The 19,952-nt window shown below is 42.5% G+C and carries 16 protein-coding genes and 1 other RNA gene; 11 read left to right on the top strand and 6 right to left on the bottom strand.

Features of this window, described 5'->3' with window-relative positions; all coding sequences use genetic code 11:
* Nucleotides 1–89: 89 nt before the first annotated feature.
* From nadK to bamE, 3 genes are all read left to right on the top strand, one after another.
* On the top strand, nucleotides 90–974 hold the full coding sequence (gene nadK / locus OCV29_RS05735) for an NAD(+) kinase (RefSeq protein ID WP_073603900.1): 885 nt from the start codon (nucleotides 90–92) through the stop codon (nucleotides 972–974).
* A gap of 110 nt (nucleotides 975–1,084) precedes the next feature.
* Nucleotides 1,085–2,749, top strand: a complete 1,665-nt coding sequence (gene recN, locus OCV29_RS05730) for a DNA repair protein RecN (protein ID WP_073603901.1) — start codon at nucleotides 1,085–1,087, stop codon at nucleotides 2,747–2,749.
* A 282-nt stretch (nucleotides 2,750–3,031) separates the two neighbouring features.
* Nucleotides 3,032–3,394: an outer membrane protein assembly factor BamE gene (bamE, locus tag OCV29_RS05725; protein WP_073603902.1), complete on the top strand. Its 363-nt coding sequence runs from the start codon at nucleotides 3,032–3,034 to the stop codon at nucleotides 3,392–3,394.
* A 183-nt stretch (nucleotides 3,395–3,577) separates the two neighbouring features.
* Here bamE and OCV29_RS05720 read toward each other — a convergent pair whose 3' ends face one another.
* Both OCV29_RS05720 and OCV29_RS05715 read right to left on the bottom strand, forming a co-directional pair.
* Nucleotides 3,578–3,931, bottom strand: a complete 354-nt coding sequence (locus OCV29_RS05720; RefSeq protein WP_245796846.1) for an RnfH family protein — start codon at nucleotides 3,929–3,931, stop codon at nucleotides 3,578–3,580.
* Nucleotides 3,928–4,359, bottom strand: coding sequence for an SRPBCC family protein (locus tag OCV29_RS05715; RefSeq protein WP_073603903.1), 432 nt, complete (start codon nucleotides 4,357–4,359; stop codon nucleotides 3,928–3,930). The genes OCV29_RS05720 and OCV29_RS05715 overlap by 4 nt, the downstream gene beginning before the upstream one ends.
* Nucleotides 4,360–4,494: 135 nt before the next feature.
* Between OCV29_RS05715 and smpB the strand changes: the two genes are divergently transcribed.
* Nucleotides 4,495–4,980, top strand: coding sequence for an SsrA-binding protein SmpB (gene smpB, locus OCV29_RS05710; protein WP_073603904.1), 486 nt, complete (start codon nucleotides 4,495–4,497; stop codon nucleotides 4,978–4,980).
* A gap of 89 nt (nucleotides 4,981–5,069) precedes the next feature.
* Here the strand turns inward: smpB and OCV29_RS05705 are convergent, their stop codons facing one another.
* The gene (locus OCV29_RS05705) at nucleotides 5,070–6,047 is read right to left on the bottom strand and encodes an ion channel (RefSeq protein ID WP_073603905.1); all 978 of its coding nucleotides are present in this window, start codon (nucleotides 6,045–6,047) and stop codon (nucleotides 5,070–5,072) included.
* 193 nt (nucleotides 6,048–6,240) lie between these two features.
* Here OCV29_RS05705 and ssrA point away from each other — a divergent pair.
* From ssrA to OCV29_RS05675, 6 genes are all read left to right on the top strand, one after another.
* Nucleotides 6,241–6,607: a transfer-messenger RNA gene (gene ssrA / locus OCV29_RS05700) on the top strand.
* Nucleotides 6,608–6,793: 186 nt separating this feature from the next.
* On the top strand, nucleotides 6,794–8,017 hold the full coding sequence (locus tag OCV29_RS05695) for an integrase domain-containing protein (protein ID WP_073603906.1): 1,224 nt from the start codon (nucleotides 6,794–6,796) through the stop codon (nucleotides 8,015–8,017).
* A 725-nt stretch (nucleotides 8,018–8,742) separates the two neighbouring features.
* Nucleotides 8,743–10,713, top strand: a complete 1,971-nt coding sequence (locus OCV29_RS05690) for an ATP-binding protein (protein ID WP_073603907.1) — start codon at nucleotides 8,743–8,745, stop codon at nucleotides 10,711–10,713.
* Between the two features lie 9 nt (nucleotides 10,714–10,722).
* Entirely contained in the window at nucleotides 10,723–12,240 is a 1,518-nt protein-coding gene (locus OCV29_RS05685) for an AAA family ATPase (RefSeq protein WP_073603908.1), read from the top strand.
* A 12-nt stretch (nucleotides 12,241–12,252) separates the two neighbouring features.
* Nucleotides 12,253–12,807 carry an HNH endonuclease gene (locus OCV29_RS05680; RefSeq protein ID WP_175561541.1) on the top strand — a complete coding sequence of 185 codons (555 nt, stop codon included), beginning with the start codon at nucleotides 12,253–12,255 and terminating at the stop codon, nucleotides 12,805–12,807.
* 36 nt (nucleotides 12,808–12,843) lie between these two features.
* A protein-coding gene (locus tag OCV29_RS05675; protein WP_370737238.1) for an IS3 family transposase occupies nucleotides 12,844–14,399 on the top strand; the annotation gives its coding sequence in 2 pieces (ribosomal slippage) (nucleotides 12,844–13,297 and nucleotides 13,297–14,399; 1,557 coding nt in all).
* A gap of 604 nt (nucleotides 14,400–15,003) precedes the next feature.
* On the opposite strand, the gene OCV29_RS05670 is transcribed toward OCV29_RS05675, so the two are convergent.
* Both OCV29_RS05670 and OCV29_RS05665 read right to left on the bottom strand, forming a co-directional pair.
* Entirely contained in the window at nucleotides 15,004–15,849 is an 846-nt protein-coding gene (locus tag OCV29_RS05670; protein WP_073604831.1) for a hypothetical protein, read from the bottom strand.
* Nucleotides 15,849–16,085, bottom strand: a complete 237-nt coding sequence (locus OCV29_RS05665) for a helix-turn-helix transcriptional regulator (protein WP_073604830.1) — start codon at nucleotides 16,083–16,085, stop codon at nucleotides 15,849–15,851. Before OCV29_RS05665 ends, OCV29_RS05670 begins: the two co-directional genes overlap by 1 nt.
* Before the next feature lie 226 nt (nucleotides 16,086–16,311).
* Here OCV29_RS05665 and OCV29_RS05660 point away from each other — a divergent pair, with 226 nt between their 5' ends.
* Nucleotides 16,312–16,893, top strand: coding sequence for a hypothetical protein (locus OCV29_RS05660; RefSeq protein WP_073604829.1), 582 nt, complete (start codon nucleotides 16,312–16,314; stop codon nucleotides 16,891–16,893).
* Between the two features lie 223 nt (nucleotides 16,894–17,116).
* Here the strand turns inward: OCV29_RS05660 and OCV29_RS05655 are convergent, their stop codons facing one another.
* Nucleotides 17,117–19,474: a S8 family serine peptidase gene (locus OCV29_RS05655; protein WP_073604828.1), complete on the bottom strand. Its 2,358-nt coding sequence runs from the start codon at nucleotides 19,472–19,474 to the stop codon at nucleotides 17,117–17,119.
* Between the last annotated feature and the right edge of the window lie 478 nt (nucleotides 19,475–19,952).

Below are 19,952 nucleotides of genomic sequence, written 5' to 3'. Positions count from 1 at the left end.
AATACATTAAAAATTCGTACAAAAGTATAACTTGCCTTTATTATGGGGATGAAGATTTCCGATTCAAGCCTAATTCGTATGGAAACATTATGAAAAAATCGTTCAATGTGATTGCTATCGTTGGTAAACCCCGTGATCAGGTTGCAATTCAGACACACCGCGAGCTGTATCAGTGGCTGACAGAGCTGGGATATTCAGTTTTCATTGACGATCGACTTCAGTCAATTCTCGCCGATATTCCGCAACCTTGTTTCAGGCCGCTGGTCAAACTCGGCGAACAGGCCGATCTGGCCATCGTGGTCGGCGGCGATGGAAATATGCTGGGCGCAGCCCGCGTTTTATCGAGGTTCGATATCAGGGTCATTGGTGTGAACCGGGGCAATCTCGGATTCCTGACCGACCTCAGCCCGGATGATTTTCATGACCGGCTGCTCGAAGTGTTAGAAGGAAAATATATCGAAGAACATCGCTTTTTACTTGAAACTGAAATTCACCGCCACGGACAGGTAAAAAGCAGAAATTCAGCCCTGAATGAAGCAGTCCTTCATCCCGGCAAGATTGCACACATGATTGAATTCGAAGTTCATATCGATAACTTGCTGGCTTTCTCTCAACGCTCAGACGGCCTGATCGTCTCAACGCCAACCGGCTCAACGGCTTATTCATTGTCTGGCGGCGGACCGATTATGTCTCCCGGCCTGAGTGCAATTTCACTGGTTCCTATGTTCCCGCATACTTTGTCAGCAAGACCTTTGGTTGTAGACAGTCACAGCCATATCAAACTTCAGGTGTCTCCGGATAACCGGGGAACACAGGAAATCAGCTGTGATGGTCAGGTCTCTTTGCCGGTCTCTCCCGGCGATGAAGTCCATATATTCAGAAGCCCACAGACACTGCATCTGATCCATCCGGAAAACTATAATTATTACCATGTATTACGTAAAAAACTCGGCTGGTCCAGTAAGCTGTTCTGAACAATAGCCACTGCATTGATTAAAATTAATACACCACATCACTTTACTGTATAAAGAAACAGTATATACTGTCTCTTTATACAGTATTGGTAAAATATACAGGTGTGAAGATGCTGGCTCATTTAAGTGTAAATAACTTTGCTATTGTTAAATCGTTACAACTGGAACTGTCTCAGGGGATGACGACCATCACCGGTGAAACAGGCGCTGGTAAATCGATCGCAATCGATGCGCTTGGATTATGTCTTGGTGGCCGTGCAGAAGCCGGGATGGTCCGTCCCGGAGAAGATAAAGCTGATGTCAGTGCGGCTTTCATTCTCGATAACAATATTCATGCAACCCGCTGGCTGGAAGATAATGACCTGCTGGACAACAACGAATGTATTCTCCGGCGGACTGTCACTAAAGAAGGTCGCTCCCGCGCTTTTATTAACGGCAACCCGGTGCCTGTGTCCCAGCTGAAAACTCTGGGTCAGTATCTCATCAACATCCACGGTCAACACGCCCATCAGCACCTGATGAAAAATGAACACCAACTGATGATGCTGGACCAGTACGCCGGGCATCATGACCGTCTGAAAAAGACCCGGACAACGTATCAGAACTGGCGTCAGGCTAAAAATGAGCTGGAGCAGTTAAAAGCAAATACACAGCAGAACCAGGCTCAGTTACAACTGCTCGATTATCAAATCAAAGAACTGGATGAGCTGGCGCTGGGTGAAGAAGAATTTACAGAGCTGGAACTGGAGCACAAACGTTTAACCAACAGCGGCGAACTCGTGACACACTGCCAGCAGGCAATAGATTGTTTGTATGAGAGCGATGAAGCTAACGCTGTCAGTCTGCTGCAAAGTGTCAACCACAATTTAATCCAGCTCTCAGAGCTGGATGAAAAGCTGACACAGCTTCCCGCAATGCTGGCAGAAGCGATGATTCAGCTGGAAGAGATGAACAGTGAGCTCCGGCAATACCTGGACAATATAGATGTAGATCCAGCCCAACTTGCTTACATAGAAGAACGTTACTCCAAAGTCATGTCACTGGCGCGGAAACATCATGTCTCTCCGGAAGCGCTTTATCTGCATCATCAGGAACTGTTGCAGCAACGCGAGCAGCTTGACTGCTCTGATGAAAGGCTTCAGGAAATTGAAACAGCCGTCAGTCAGCAATACCAATTGTTTGCTGCTCAGGCAGAAAAGCTTCATCAGTCACGCAGCCGGTATGCAAAAGAGCTGGATAAACTTATCAGCCAAAGTATGCATGAACTCAGTATGGAAAAAGCCCGTTTTCATATTGAGGTCAGCTATGATGAAAACCATCCATCACCACTTGGTTTTGATCATGTGACATTTGAAGTTTCCACCAACCCCGGCCAGCCACTTCAGCCGATATCAAAAGTTGCATCAGGTGGTGAACTTTCCCGGATCTCACTCGCAATTCAGGTCATCACGGCTCAAAAAGTAGAAACACCGAGCCTGATTTTTGATGAAGTCGATGTAGGTATCAGCGGACCAACGGCAGCTGTTGTCGGCAAAATGCTGCGCCAGTTAGGGCAATCCACCCAGGTACTTTGTGTGACTCACCTGCCACAAGTCGCCGGATGTGGTCATCAGCAGCTATTCGTTGCCAAACAGAGTAAAGCCGGGAAGACAGAAACACAGATGATGACGCTCGACCATCATCAGCGTATCGAAGAACTTGCCCGTTTGCTCGGCGGCAGCCAGATTACAGAAACCACGCTGGCCAATGCAAAAGAACTTCTGATTGCAGCCTGAACTTACCCGCCAGCTATTTTTTGTGAACAGATAGTGATTACGTGTTACGGATAGATAATGATTACGTATTACGGATAGATAGGTTATTACGGACAGATAGTCATAAACAGAGAAATTCGTTAGCTGGCGCACATAAACAAAGACATCTTTTGAGATAAGTGCAACCAAACTTAAAAATCGCAGTCACAATAAGCTCAGACCGCAGAGATTCTTTTACTTCTGCCCTGAGCTTGTTATTATCACTCCTGTTGAAATATAGATAAGTTTATAAGTTAGCAACCTATGCATTTTAAAAAGAGCCTTTTGACTTTACCGCTGGCAGTTTCATTATTAGCCGGTTGTTCATCCATCTCCGATATGCTTGTTTACCGGATTGATATTAATCAGGGAAATTATGTCGAACAGCAAGCTGTCAACCGTCTGAAGTTTGGTATGACGAAAGAACAGGTTCGTTATGTTCTCGGTTCACCGATGCTGGTTGAAAGTGGTTATCCGGATACATGGTATTACATTTATCACCATGTCACAGGTCATCAGGATCCCGTTCAGAAAAACCTGATTGTCGATTTTGATAAAGATGGCGGCTTAATAAAAATTGCGGGCGATTTTTCAAATGGTGATAATTTCTTTGAAGGGCTGCACTGATTCTCCGGGCCTGACTTCAATTTAAACAACCTGCAAAAAGTCCGTCTATACGGACTTTTTTATCTGTGACTGTTTCAATACAAATTGTTATACCAAGACCACAGGGCATGTTTATCTTCCATAGCCTCCTGCAGGAACAGCGATGAAAGACAAACACGCCTTAAGAATTGAATATGATTCGTATTAGCGCTTTCTGAGCTGGTTTGGTTTACCACCAGTCACGGGGTCAGCATGTCCCGATGCTTTTGCCTGTTCAGCACGTTTGCGGCGTATTTCTTTCGGATCAGCGATGAGCGGGCGATAAATCTCGATTCGGTCCTGATCACGGACCGTCGCATCCAGTTTCACATTTCTGCTGAACACACCCACTTTATTTTTGCCTAAATCAATTTCAGGACAGGCTGCCAAAATACCTGACTGACGAATAATCTCTTCAACCGTTGTTGTCTGATCGACAACAAGAGCAATCACCCATTGCTTATGTGGCAGCGCATAAACAACCTCAACATGAATCATTCCCGGTGCTGCTTCTGTCATACATACACCTGCTTTGCCCGATGCGTGAATGCATTCACCATATTATTGGTTAATTCATGAAAAATACGGCCAAAAGCCATTTCAATCATCTTGCTGGAAAATTCGAACTCAAGTTTCAGCTCAACTTTACAGGCCAACTCATCTAATGGTGTAAAATGCCACGCACCCCGTAACGTTTTAAACGGACCTTCGACTAAATCCAGCAAAATAAACTCGCCATATCTCATTTGATTGGATGTCGTAAAAGTTTTACGGATACCCGCTTTTGCAACATCGACTGAAGCCACCATTGATTCTTCGGTCGCTTCTATCACTTTCGCACCAGAACAACCGGGCAAAAACTCCGGATAACGTGTGACATCATTGACTAAATTAAACATCTGCTCAGCACTGAAAGAGACTAAAGCTGAGCGACTTACTTGTTTCATTGAAGCTCCTGTGCTCAATCTGCGGACATGACATGCCAGCTATTGAATTGATTGGGGTTAATTTTACTTTTATTCCGGTCTAACGCAAATAAAAGGATTTCCTAAGTAAAAACCAATCCGTATAATACGCCCACTATGGCTAAGAAAAAATCAAACACAAAATCAGGGAGCAACACGATTGCTCTGAATAAAAGAGCAAGACATGAATATTTCATCGAAGATGAAATTGAAGCAGGTCTGGCTCTACAGGGCTGGGAAGTGAAAGCACTTCGCCAGGGAAAAGCAAACATTGCAGAGAGTTATGTCTTTTTGCGTGACGGAGAAGCGTATATTTCCGGCATGTCTATCACCCCACTGCAACAGGCTTCAACACATGTTGTCGCTGACCCGACACGCGTCAGAAAATTACTGATGTCACGCCGGGAACTGGACAATCTGTTTGGCCGGGTGAACCGTGAAGGCATGACGCTGACAGCACTGTCACTGTATTGGTCCCGTTCATGGGCAAAGCTGAAAATTGGCGTTGCGAAAGGTAAAAAGCTCCATGATAAGCGGGCTGATGTGAAAGAACGCGACTGGCAGCGCGAAAAGTCACGTGTGATGAAAAGCGGACTACGTTAACCCGCTTTTATCACCCGTCAATTGGTTCTTATCAATACACCAGTGTCAGTTTCTGATTCTGGTGTATTGTTTTGTCTGAAATCCAGAAATTAGCGGGTCATTTTCTTCACAAAAACCACCACAAACAACGCCATCATAAAGCTGCCGATAAAGGCTTCACCTGCGGCAACAAAACGGGCAACCCCAACCGGAGAGATATCTCCATAGCCCAAAGTCGTAAAAGTCACCACACTAAAATAGATGGCATTCATAAACTCTAACAGATAAAACAACCACCCTTCTGTCCCGGCATATAACGGGCTGTCAGAAGTAGTATCCAACACGAAGTAAATCACCGCGCAACTAAGAATCATAAAGATAGAGAAAAACACCACCCGCAATGGTTCCTCACCGTAACCACAAAACAAATCAACAATCTTTGAAATGAACCGCTTCAGGCTCAGACAAGGCATTTGATACCGTCGCAAACGCATCTCTTTCTTAAAAAACAGCCCGGCTTTTTCAAACAACCCCTGTTTTTCACACTGCTTGCGGATATTCCGGCAAACTTCTTCAGCTTCCTGAAGCAAGCTGGCCGTTCGGCTTCTGTCCTTCTGTTTCATGCTCTCGAACGCCGCCTTTTCCTGTTTCAGATAACGTCCCCAGTCCACATTCTCAAGTTTTGCACGGGTTAAATCCGCGCCAAGCAAGTTGCAGTTTTCAATTTTGGCACAATGAAGGTTTGCGTCCATCAGCTTCGATTTCATTAATGAAGACCCACGTAAATCGAGCCCGAAACAGTGCGCTTCACTCAGGTCTGCACGATAGAAATCGGCATCCCGGCACTTAAACCCGTCCTTACTGCCATGATTGACTAAATTAATGTCACGAAGTTTTGTTCTTGCCAACTGAAATCCATCTAAAGGCCGGCCTGATGCTGCCCAGGCCTCCACTTTCTCTTTCACGTTATCTTTGCTTTTATTAATATTTGGATCATGCCAGTAGCACAAACCTGACTCACCGGCTTCCTGATCGCACTCCCATCCATCAGGAGATTGATAACAACATATACAATCAGATGATTTCATAAAACCCTCTCCTTTCCCCCCCAATATCCGCAACGCCGGATACGATAGGTACAAATTAAGTTTAGGAGCTTGCCTGGCGGGTGCAAAAGCAATTAATCTGACTGATACAGCAGAAAAACGAATTAAACTTAACCAGTTAACACACCAACACTGGACAGCAATCACAATTCTGGTACTATGCGTCTTCAACTCTGGGGCTGATTCAGGATTCGACGGGAATACTGCAGTCTGAGGAGCATGCCGAGGTGCGGTAGGCCTCGTTAACAAACCGCAAAAAAATAGTCGCAAACGACGAAAACTACGCACTAGCAGCTTAATAACCTGCTCAGAGCCCTTCCTCCCTAGCCTCCGCTTGTAGGACGGGGAATCAGGAAGGTCAAACCCAATCAAGCTGGCGTGGATTCTCCCACCTGAGAGATGAAGCGTGAGATCTAATTCAGGTTAGTTATTCATTCGCGTGTCGGTTCGCAGGTGGGTAGCGAAATTAAAGATCGACTAAGCATGTAGCGCCAAAGATGGATGGTTTTCGGACGCGGGTTCAACTCCCGCCAGCTCCACCAAACGTTTGGGAAAGGCCACCTTCGGGTGGCCTTTTTTGTATCCAAAACAAATAAAATTCAGACACTTAGAATGAAATAGTGTCTTATACTGTCTCACTCCATCTCATATCTGCTCACATTTTTAGTACCCAACCATTTACCCTATACTCTCACCCAAGATACTTTGGGTACTAAATAGGTGAAATAATGGGAAGACGTGTAGTTCCACTGACAGACAAAAAAGTAAAAAGCCTTAAACCCGCAGGCAAAGAGACAATCGCCAGTGATGGGAAAGGACTTCAGCTTAGAATAATGCCAAATGGAACTAAGTCTTGGCGTTTCGTATACAAGAGTCCTGCTACGGGAAAACGCAGCAATATGACCTTAGGCAAATACCCAGAACTATCGATAGCTAATGCGCGAAAAATAGCAGAAGGCCACCGTGAGCTAGTAGCACTAGACATTGACCCAAAGCTCCACAAACAAGCAGAGAAGGAAAAAACCGAGGCTATACATCAGCACACGCTTTTCAATGTGTCACAGCAGTGGATGGAACAAAAGAAATCAGAAGTAACTGAAGATTACGCAAAGGATATCTGGCGCTCATTTGAGTTGCATGTTTTTCCATCTTTGAGCTCACAACCTATCTCTATGATTACGGCTCAGTCTGTGATCAAAACACTAAAGGTGGTAGAGGCTAAAGGCTCTTTAGAAACCCTGAAACGATTATCTCAACGACTAAATGAAGTCATGATTTACGCTATGCACAGCGGACTAATTGAGGCAAATCCAATAAGCAACATCTTAGCTGCTTTTAAAAAGCCTCAGAAACAGCACATGAAAGCACTAGAACCACAAGAATTACCGGAATTAATGACTACACTAGCTGAAGCGAGTATTAAGCGTTCTACACGATGCCTAATCAAGTTTCAACTACACACCATGACCAGACCCAATGAAGCAGCTGGAGCTAAATGGTCAGAATTCGATTTAGATAATCGAGTTTGGACAATACCTTCAGAAAGAATGAAAAAACGCAAAGAACACCGAGTGCCTTTGACAGAAGAGGTTATCCGCCTGTTAAGCATAATGGATTCAATGAAAGTAAATAGTGAATATGTTTTTCCATCAATAAAAGATCCTAAAAAACCAATGCATAGCCAAACAGCTAATATGGCTCTCAAGCGTATGGGGTTTGGTGGTCGATTGGTTTCTCATGGGCTTCGATCCATCGCTAGCTCAACGCTAAATGAAGCTGGACACGACTACTTTTTAATTGAAGCTTCTCTTGCTCACCTTATCGGTAGCGATACACATCGCGCATATAGCCGCACAGACTACCTTGAACGCAGAAGAGAGCTAATGGATTGGTGGAGTACGCATATTGTTAACGCATCGAGCACAAAGGTGCCATTGGCAATTGTGGCATGAGTAATAGTTCACCTAAATGTAACAAATAAACAGACATTAAACCTCAACATACGCCTTGATGAACAATAACAACCAGAATCAAAGAGCTAAATGAAGTTTGCAATTTTCAATGTCTCACATTGTCTCTTAAGTGAAATGTACCAAAGTAGGTAGTGAGACCTCTACCAAGCTTAAAGTTATACTTAAGTAACTCTTACAGTAGTACCGATAATTATTGGACATTTCAACAAAGCATTTAATATGAGAACTCATGAAAGAACTACGCAAATTCTAACGAAAAATGAATTAAATTAACTGAGTTCCATGTAGCCACAAACACAAGCTAGCACAATATTTTTAGCTTACTTGTAAGGGAAAGTTGTTGTGCGAAGTGATATAGCCGCCGAATAGCTTAGTAGTTTTAGCTCTTTCGTTTATCTTAAGACTACCGTTAAACAGCGTTACTCCAATATGAACACAACGGCTTTTAGTTACTGAAAACCTTTGTTAAATTTTTGATTAACGCCTCCCTACTTTAATAACAATATTAAAAGCCTATCCAACTAAAAAACACAAGGTTTTTATATAAATCTCAAACAACATTTCACAAAATGTGAACATTCCAAAAATGAGATCTAAATCAAGATTCTGTAAGGTAATTTTGTTTCCATCGTCTACAGATAAGTGACAAAATAACTCTGTTACATATGATACAAAGATAATAAGTACAATCAGAGGAAACGTCGGTGCAATCTTTTCATGGTACTGCTGCTATTACAGATATTGGTGTCAAAAAACACTTCAAAAATTTTGAACCAGTCAACGCCATTTTCGAGCTAGTTTGGAATGGTTTTGATGCCAATGCTCGCACATTAGAAGTAAACACCCATTACAACGATATGGATGGATTGGATTTCATCGAGATACAAGATGATGGAGATGGTATTGATCTAGAAAGTCTTGAGAGTAGTTTCGAAAAATTCAATGAATCTACAAAAAAGAACAATGACGATAAGCATGGATCACAAGGGAAAGGACGCTTAGCTTTCCATGTGATGTGTGGCTCTGCATGTTGGTACACCAAAAAAAACAACTATGATGCAAAGATTAGTATTAAAGCTGACTCTATCAGAGATTATGATGGTACCTATCTAGACAAAAATGATCAGCACCCAGCTTTAACTAACTATGTCTCAGGAACATGTGTCGTTCTTTCACAATTTAACAAAAAAATACCTTTAGAACAGGAACTGTCTTCAAAGTTAAGTAAGGAATTCGGTTGGTACTTAGCTCTCAATACAGATCGTAAAATCTTACTGAATGGTAGAACCATCGAAATACCAAAACATGAACTACATCGTAAAACTGTTTCCATCAACAGTGTGGACTTCAACATATCTGTTTTGCGTTGGGATGATAAACCAAGCTCTGAAAAATCTCACAACTACCTAGTTGAAGATGGTAACCGGATAGTTTCAAAATACCTAAGCAAGTCAAATAATAAAGTTTCCTTTTATACGAGTGCTTATGCGTTTTCACCATGGTTTGAAAGTTATGAACCTGAATTACTAGATTTAGATCCTGAGGCTCAGAAAAACAATAAAATCATCAGATCTCTCTTAGAGAAAATGACTGCATTTCAGAGAGAAATATATAGCGATTATTTAAGAAAATTTGTTGATGAAGAAATCGAACGATTCGATAACAAAGGCTATTTCCCTATATATTCTGGTGTAGATGAAGAATACGCTGAGTGGCGAAAATCAAACACTAAGAAAGTAATCAAAGATATATATCTTGCCGATCCTCAAGTATTTAACAGACTAAGTGCAAAACCTGCTAAGGTTCTTATTAGACTGTTAGATAAAGTATTGGTATCAAATGAAAACGACACAATACTAGAAGTTCTTGATGGTGTATTAGACTTAAACACACAGAGTATTAACAAATTAGCACAACAGCTTAAAAAAACTACGTTTGAGAATATTGTCAGTACTATTGAAATACTACAAAGAAGACAACAAGCAATCCATCAACTTAGAGAGGTAATGGATTGTAGATTCTCAGAAGTGCTTGAAACCCCTGACTTGCAAAAGATTATCGAAAGCAATACATGGTTATTTGGTCCCCAATATACGACTTTAGGAGCAGAAGAAGATTCTTTTACTTCAATTGCCAAAAATCTAAGAGATAAAGTCAAAGACATAGATATAATCTCTGATACCGATATCGAAAATGGTCTAGTTGTTGAAGGAGTAAACCGTCAAGTAGATTTATTTTTAGCAAGAAAAGTCCCTGCTTTCAACGGCAAAGGAGAGCATGTATACAAATGCGTAATCGTTGAAATAAAGAGACCTGGCGTATCATTAAATAAAAAGCACCTCCAGCAAGTAGATGACTATTGTGAAATAATTGCGAAGCACCCTTCTTTTGCAAGTTCAAAAATGTTTTTTGAAATCATACTAATTGGAAGAAAAATATCAAAGGATGACTTTCAAATTAAACAAAGAATGAACAACTTAAAAGATAAAGCTGAATTTGGCCTTGTTACTTACGACGACAAAATTAAATGTTATGTCAAGGATTGGTACACTATTTTTGACGAGTTCGATTTGTCAAATAATTATCTTTTAGATCGCCTCAACATCAAATTAGATGACTTGTCGCAGGAAAGTACCGAAGATCTCGTAACAGATCTACAAGAAAAAAGCGCATAGGACAAAACAATGGACTTTATCATAGTACCCAGTTCGAGCTCTTTACCTGCTCTACAACGTGATACTGTATATCTTTATGAGGATAACTGGGATGATTGGTTTGAGTTTTCTACTGTTTATGCAATAGCTTATGTAGACAACAATCTAGAGCATCATAAAATAGGCTCCACTAAAGTTGGCCAAGTTGACATGGTTAAAGATCAACGTCGACCAGATCTTCCAAACAAATTTAGCGACCTGGATAACAGTTTTTTTTCTTTGGGCCAAGATGATAGCTATTATGACGAACTGAACAAACTAGGTGAAGAAAAACGCTCAATAATACTCAACGCATTGAATGACATTGCATTAAGTGAAGATAGTTTTGAAATAGCAATGAAAGAAAGAGTAACTAGTGTTTCTCTTCTACGCTCTGTTAGTGTGACCTCGATCAAAGGGCAATTTCGAAGGTTGGCAAACGGTGGAGCAAGGCTCTCAGCATACTCTTTTAAATACAATGCTCCCAAACAAAAGTCTGATAATACAGAAGCGTTAGAGTTGACCTTTGATGTAAAACCAGAAAGCAACCCTCCTACAAATATACATGTATTGATAGGTCGAAATGGCGTCGGTAAAACTCACTTAATCAATAACATGATCAGCTCCATTATTGATGAAAATGCTAAAACCAACAAAGTTGGGACATTTTCATCCTTAGATGAATTTTTAAATGGTGAACTGTTTTCAAACGTTGTTTCTGTAACTTTTAGTGCTTTTGATGAAACGGAACCACTACCGGAACGAAAAGATAAATCATCCGGAATCCAGTTTTCTTATGTAGGACTAAAACGCGTGCGTAAAGCTAACGAAAGTCCTCCTCCCCCTAAGAGTCCAATAATTCTGAAAAATGAATTTTTGAAGAGTGTTCTAGCGTGTAAAGCAGGAAACAAAATTGAACGCTGGAAAAGTGCCATAAAAAAGCTCGAGTCAGATCCTGTGTTTATGAGCATAGATGTCTCTGCAATTCTTAGATTTCAAAACGAAGATGAGTTTAAAGACATAGCTGGTAGAGTTTTTAAAAACTTAAGCTCTGGCCACAAGATAGTATTGTTAACAATAACTCGATTGGTAGAAACGATCGAAGAAAAGAGCTTAGTTTTTTTAGATGAACCAGAGGCCCATCTTCATCCACCTTTGCTCTCTGCGTTTATCCGCTCATTGTCCGATCTACTTGTCAACCGAAATGCAGTTTCAATAATTGCTACACATTCTCCAGTAGTCCTTCAAGAAGTTCCGTGGAGTTGTGCTTGGAGACTGTGGAGAAATGGCAGAATTGCTAAAGCTGAAAGACTGGAAATGGAATCATTCGGTGAAAATGTTGGGACATTAACAAGGGAAGTATTTGGCTTAGAACATACAGCGTCAGGTTTCCACAGTCTTCTCAATGAAGCTGCTGAACAATACGGCAGCTACGAAGAAGCTCTAGATAGTTTCGGAGGCCAGCTTGGCGTGGAAGCAAAGGGAATTCTAAGAACACGATTTAACTAAGAGAGATTAAAGATGAGGAGGCTTGAGAAACCTTTAGATGACACTATTGCCGTATTTGAAAAGTGTATTGAGCGAATTAAGGATCAAGGCTTAAAACAACGTCTTGAAGCATGTAAACAAGAAATACATGATGCCTCACGTGAGTTTGATAGCAAAGTTGGCGAAGCGATGCTTCACACAATGCAACCAAGTAATATGTCCAACGGAGTCACTACCGATGAGATGAAAAAAGTATATACAAACAGGATGGCCAAAAAGCTAGCTCCTGGCCGTGAATACTATGACAAACTAATGTCGTTACCCCTCTTTGGTAAGTGCCCTCTTTGTTCACAAAGAACCGTTTCTACTTTGGATCACCATTTACCGAAAGCACATTATCCGACTCTTGTTGTTTCCCCACTAAACCTAATACCCGCTTGTCAGGATTGCAATAAAACAAAAAGCGAAGGTATTCCAAGGTATGCGCATGAAGAGACTCTTCATCCATATTATGATGATGTGGAAGGATTTTCTTGGTTGAAAGCTAAGCTTGTGGACCCCCTCTGTCAGAATAGTTGCCACTGTTAAAAATTAACCAGTCATAGGGGAGGTTAAAGAGGAATGATGACCCGCTATTCACCAGAAAGAAAAGAAGCGATCCTGAAAAAAATGTTACCCCCACATTCACTTTCTGTCGCTCAACTGGCAAAAGAAGAAGGGATTTGTGAAGCAACCCTGTACAATTGGCGAAAAGCATTCAGAGAATCAGGAGTCGTTTTGCCAGACAGTCATACTTCATCTTCACAATGGTCCGCACAAACCAAACTGGCCGTTGTTGCCGACACCCTTTCTATGACTGAAGCAGAGCTCAGTCAGTACTGCCGTGAAAAAGGCCTGTACCCTGAGCAGGTTCATCAGTGGCGCAGTGAATGTATGCAGGGCTTTATGTCGGCTAAAGAAAGGGAAGCGGAAGCGAAAAAACAGGCAAAGGCCGATAAACAGGAAATCAAAGCCCTGAAAAAAGAGCTGCGACATAAAGAAAAAGCACTCGCTGAAACTGCAGCTTTACTGGTGCTGAGAAAAAAGCTCAGAGCCTTTTACGGGGAAGATCCCGGGGACGACTGACCTCAACCGAAGACAGGAAAAGTCTCATAGCACTGATCCATGAAGCCTGCCAGAGTGGTTGCCGGTTAATCAGAGCCTGTGATGAAGCGCAGATTGATTTACGGACTTACCGCCGCTGGTATCAGGGTGGAAAGGTTCAGGCCGATCAAAGACCACAGGCATTGAGACCGGCGCCGGTCAACAAGCTTTCAGAGCAGGAACGAAGGGCGATTATCGACATCTGTAATACTGCAGAATATGCCAGTCTGCCGCCCGCGCAGATTGTTCCGGCCTTGTTGGATAAAGGAGAATATATTGCCAGTGAATCGAGTTTTTACCGGGTCTTAAAAGCAGCAGGACAGCTGACCGGGAGAGGTCGCCAGAAGAGCCGACAAAAAGTTGTAAAACCAACGAGTTATACTGCGACACAGCCAAATCAGGTCCACACCTGGGATATCACCTATCTGCCTTCAACGGTACGTGGTCAGTTTTACTACCTGTATCTGATTGAAGATATTTACAGCCGGAAAATCGTGGGTTATGAGGTGCATGAAACCGAATGTGGTGAGTTGGCGTCAGAATTATTGCAACGGACAGTGTTCCGGGAAAAATGTTTTCAACAGGCGTTGGTCCTGCACTCAGATAACGGCAGCCCGATGAAGTCCCTGACACTGAAAGCAAAAATGGAAGAGCTTGGCGTGCTCTCTTCTTACAGCCGTCCGCGGGTGAGTAATGATAACCCTTATGTGGAATCGCTGTTCCGGACGTTGAAATATATCCCGCAATGGCCATCAAATGGATTTAGAAGTCTGAACGATGCCAGAGAATGGGTAGAGCGATTCGTTCAGTGGTATAACACGGAGCACAAACACAGTGCGCTCAATTACGTGACGCCAGATGAGCGTCATCATGGAAAAGACAAACAGATTTTAGAAAACCGCAAACAGGTCTTGATGTTACACCGAGAGGCGAATCCAGCGCGCTGGTCAGGAAATATCAGGAACTGTGAGCCAGTTGGTAAGGTTGAATTAAACCCGGACAAAACACCAGAAATTGACGAAGAAAAAGCAGCTTAAATATTAAGCAGATGATGACAACTATCTTGAAAAACACCGTGGACACAAGGATTCCCGTCAATATCGAGTTTTTTATTGATCCAGAAAACGCTTGTGAGCCCCTAACTCAAACCAGAATTGAGCATCATTTTGAAACATTTAAGCTCGCAAAACTATATGCTTCTCACGCAGCAGAAGAGCTTGCTGGAATGGAGTTTATGATGCGTCGAGTATACGAAGTCAGTGGTGGAGAAGAATTACGTAGCTTCTTGAGGGAAACGGCAGTAAGTCATAGAGCTAATAATAAAAACTCTTGGCAGACTGGGTTATATCAATGTTTATCGGACAATGATTGGTTCTGTCTTACGAGGTTTCAACTATAGCAATTAGCCATAAGAGCGTAATAAGATATTTGGTGTCAGTTAAGTGCTGCCTCTCGATTATATAATGATATTCGTGGTTAAGCCGATTTGTGCTAGTGGAAGATGATTTTAAGAGAGTGTCCTGAATTCTTCTTCACTTACTCGTCATGAAAAGATGACTAGTGTTGAAGTGGATGTTCCTTAAAAGTGCTAATTTAAGTTATCCATTTAGATAACTTGGGCTAATCTGCCGTTTGTATTAATTACACTTTGGACTGCTTTAGCCACGCTCTTGCATGCCATTGAAAAGGCAAGGTTCTTCTATCTAGCCCATCTAGCCAGCAAAGAGACTCACAAAACATCAATTTATTAAGTCGGTGCTTATGAGTTCTTTTCTTACCAAAAAGAGTCTTGTAGTCTCTAACTTCAAAACTTGTTAATTTATGGATGTAACTGAGTTGCTCGTGTGCATCACTTAACTTTTGCTCCATAAATGGTCTAGCACACCTATTTTTCTTTATGTTTATAGGATGTAATTTCTGTACACGACTCTTGAGTTCACTGATAGCGTCTTCATTCCCTGTTTGGCGTATTAGGAGATGGTAATGCGTCAACCATCTTTGAGGTTTTTCATGAAAATCAAGTTCAAAAGACCCAACTACAGGACCAATCACTCCACATCTTGAGAGAATTTTTCGGATACGGTCTTTATCTTTAGGTACATCATAATCAATAAAAGCATATGCACTCACAGAGCGAGAGTATTGCAATATGGTGTAGATACCGTACTCAAATTCTAACCCATGCTCCTGTTCTAGCTTCATCGCAGAGACGATATCGTTCACTCTTTCGATCTTGAATTTTCGATTGCACTTCTTACATGCCAAGCTTTTGCACGCAATGATCTCCTCGTTACACGCTTCTAGTTTGTCCGCCAACTCATGTAAATCTCCGGTCGAATAACGTCTTCCTCTGTTTAGATACACTTCATCAGCCAACTCGCGTAACAATGCGATCCGATAATCATTCTCTTCATACGCATCATGTTCACTGGATAGCCAGCTACATTCATCAAGACTGTAGCTAGGAAGATCAATCACACTTACCATTATCCCCAAACCTCTTTCAATAGTTTCTGAGAGCGGTCTAACTCAACCATTAGAGTTGTGCTCTTTCTGTTTTCTGACCAATTGCGTATTTCTGTTTCTTTCCATGCAACTCGATTCTTCGATAATCTATACGAACTCGGAAACTCTCCTGATTTCATTAGTCGATATATCTGAGCACGACTATAAGAAGTTACTTTCACAACTTCCTCTATTTTTAAATACCTTTCACTCAGCATCTTCTACCTCTTTCACTCATTACCTTTGGGACGTGTATAAGCTTAACACTCATTTTTTCACTAAGTGAGGCTCACAAAAAACCGTGAGCCTCACAATGTATAAAATGAAATTTAGTACAATAAATTCATGAACTTGAATTGATTTTTTAGTGAGCCTCACATATTTATAATTGACGTTTATCTATAATTTTCTGACAAGGAAACTGAGCTAACAGAGTAGGAAATAATGAGTGATTCAGATGATGCAGTTAGACAGCGTTATGTAACCAATAGGAGGAAAGAGTCTGGATTGGTTACAAAGAAGTACCACCTTAATCAAGAATCTATAAATAAGCTCCGTACTATAGGACTTAGAATGGGATTCAATGAAAATGAACTCGGGAAAAACGAGAATTTATCCGCCATCATCGATGACTGTATAGAACGTTACTTTGAAAATTCACTTGAAAAGCGTAGGGCAACCAAACACGCACTCTATCTCAAACAAGTACATAGAATAGTTAAATATCGTGAGAATGAAGGATATTCCGACAAATCGACAATGAGATTCCTAGAATATTGGGGATATGAGCCACCAATGTCAGCCGAGCTTTATGAGCAGAACGGTGTTAAGCGTGTAAGAAAATTCACTCTAAAAGGCTGGTCAGTAGCTTCAGTGGCTAAACTGAGAGATGAGGAGTATGTAGAGAAGCAATTTCAACTTCTTTGCCGAAAAATGAAAAGAGTTATCAAAAGAAAGAATAAAGGAACGTCTGTGAAGAGAACTAAGCGAAAAAGCTACGAAGACTGGGGATACTTACCCATGTGAAGTGATGCTCTTTAAAATCGTCATCAAATCAGATTGGCGTCACACTTTTCGATAATAAATTTTAGTACCCAATCAGTTACCCAAAACTATTTTTCATCACACCTTTATCTTTAAAAATCAAAGCATTAGAATCAAACTTCAGATGACGCCAGCCCACCAAACGTTTGGAAAGGGCCGACCCTCACGGGTTGGCCCTTTTTGTTTTCTCTCTGCTTATTAATCACTATTTCTTGCGAATTTCTACGGTATTACTGTAGCCGGATACCTCTCCTGATTTATAGGCCTGAACACGATATGAGTAGTTACCACCTGGTAATGCGCTAAACCCGCTATCTGTAAAACTGGTATCATTCGCGCCAACCTGCCCGATGAGTGCAAATTCTATTTGCCCTTTGACCTTCAAACCGCGTTCAATATAGAAACCCAGCTCATCATCAGAATTATCCGACCAGCTCAGACTGATATTCACACCACTTGGGGTAACAGCAAGATTATCTGGTGCCGCTAAACCGCCAGGTTCAGGCTCTGGATTCGTATTTGAATCGACTGTGACAGTAATGGTCTCAGATATGGCTTCGTCGCCAGAGTTTCTTGCAATCACCCGATACCTGAAATCTCCGGTGTCCGGCACCGTATCAACATAGCTTGTGGAATCGGCCGGCAGCTCCGCAACAGTTTCAAAACGAATTCTGCCACGATATTTCACGCCCCGCTCAACCACATACTCTGCCTCATTGGTGTTGTTGTCCTGCCACGTTAATGTCACCGCCAGCCCGTCAACACTCGCCGCTAATCCACCGGGTACATTCAGGGCAGACGGATCAACCACAGTCACCATCACATCGGTACTATTGGGTGAACCGGCATTATCCGTCACTGTCAACGTCACGGTGTAAGTCCCTGCCGATGCGAAAGCGTACTCTGGATCGGATAAAGAACTGGTATCACCATTACCAAACTCCCATAAGTAGCTCACGATGGTGCCATCTGAATCCGTTGAGTTTGAACCCACAAAGAAGATGCTTTCACCTATGTTATAGCTGTCAGCCGGGTTGTTAATCTGAAGTACTGGCGTGGGGAGCGCGTTCGTCACCTGAATAGTGGTCACGGCCGCATCAGTTAAACCATCGTTATCGGTCACGGTTAAGCTCACCTGATAGCTGCCAGCCTGAGCATAAGTATGCGTTGCCATCACGCTGGCTGACGTTGTGCCATCACCAAAATTCCACAGGTATGAGACAATCGAACCATCGCCGTCTGTTGAACCGGAAGCGTCAAAGTTAACAGAGCTACCAAATGGCACAGAGTTGCTGCTGACCACAATATCAGCCACAGGTGCAACTAACTGATTCAGGTTCGTCGCATACATCACGGCAGCGTAGGCATCGACGAGGCCATGGCCATACACATTATCATCACCTGGTGCACCGATATCTGCCGCAGTCGCGAATAGCCCGGTCTCAATTTCTGCCGGTGTAATGGCTGGGTTGGCTGCAACCATTAACGCCGCAATCCCAGCAGTTAATGGAGAAGAAAATGAGGTTCCGCTGTAGTAAACATACTGATTGTCCGGATAGGTGGTCGCGATATCCACACCAGGCGCGGTGATATCAACATAAGTCCCCCAGCTTGAGAAACTGGCCCGGTTGTCATTACGATCGGTCGCCCCGACACCAATAAAGCTGGTAAAATCCGGATAGGTATCATGTTCCTCTCCGCTGTTACCCGCTGACATAAACAACAAACCATTTTTTGAACGTAAGTACTGAGCAGCTGCATCTATGGTTTCATACTGGATACCACCGTAACTGAGATTGACCACCCGGGCACCATTGTCAGCAGCATACTCGATACATGCAGCCATGGTCGAAATGTAGGCAGAGCTGTTCTGATCACTAATCGCAATCCGGACAGGAATAATATCCACGTTCCAGTTCGCACCAGCAACACCGATACCGTTATTCCCAACAGCACCTAATGTCCCTGCACTCCCTGTTCCATGACCGTTGGCGTCATAAATATAGTCGGAACCATCATTGGCGTTATAAGCCAGATCTGTCCTCAGGTTAGGCCCTAAATCCGGATGATTCACATCAAAGCCTGTATCACACACCCCCACTAATACAGCGTTACTTCCGGTTGTGATGTCCCACGCCTGCGGACTGTTCACATTATTGTGGTGCCATTGGTAAGAAAAAAAAGTGTCGTTTGGCTGTAATGTGGGCTGCACAATATAGTCAGGCTCAGCAAAGGCAACGTAGCCACTCTTATCGATAATCTTAGCAATGGCTTTTTCCCGGCCATGGTGCTCAAAAGTTGCGATGACTATCTGGCTCCCTTCCAGTGTCCGCTCTGAAACAAGCCCCTGGCTTTTTAACAGCGCATTGAGCCCTTTAAGATCATCCGGAGAAGCATTCGCATCAATTTGGTAGATCACCGTTCCGGGGCGAAGCTCTGTTACCTCATTCTTATGTTTATGAGCGAGTGCATTTGTTGCCAGGGGAAGAAGCAAAATCCACAGCCAATGCTTCCATTGCAATATCATTTTCCATTGCAGCATAAGATACTTAACTTGACGCATACCCAGTCTCCCATCTGTTTTCGGGCCTTATAGATAGTTTGGTCAATAGTGTGAGATATGTAAAACGGGCCTTCGGGATGAATGGGTCACAATTCAGCGTATCAACAGCGCCATATTTCGCGGAACAAAAACAGACGCTAAAGAAATCATCAACCTGGACGTCACCGCATTAAAATAACGCGAACCAGACATGTCGTCCGCACGGGTAAAATTTTTAACTAAACTTTCATTTCAGAGAATCTGGTTGCCAGGCAGGATACTTTTGTCAACCTTCAATATGATTGCATTTTAATTCAATTAGTTACATATTCATAAATCCCTACGATTTCTCCGCAACCATATCAGCATTTCATTCCGGAGACTGATCGAATTCCAGATAGCGGATAATACAGCCTGAATTCATGATTAACTGCATAAATCCGTTGATACCAAGTGCCGCATGACCAACGAGGACATGCATCCTAACCCAAAACTCAAA

The organism is Vibrio aerogenes (assembly GCF_024346755.1).
GTDB lineage: Bacteria > Pseudomonadota > Gammaproteobacteria > Enterobacterales > Vibrionaceae > Vibrio > Vibrio aerogenes.
This window is presented reverse-complemented; position numbering and strand designations above follow the sequence as displayed.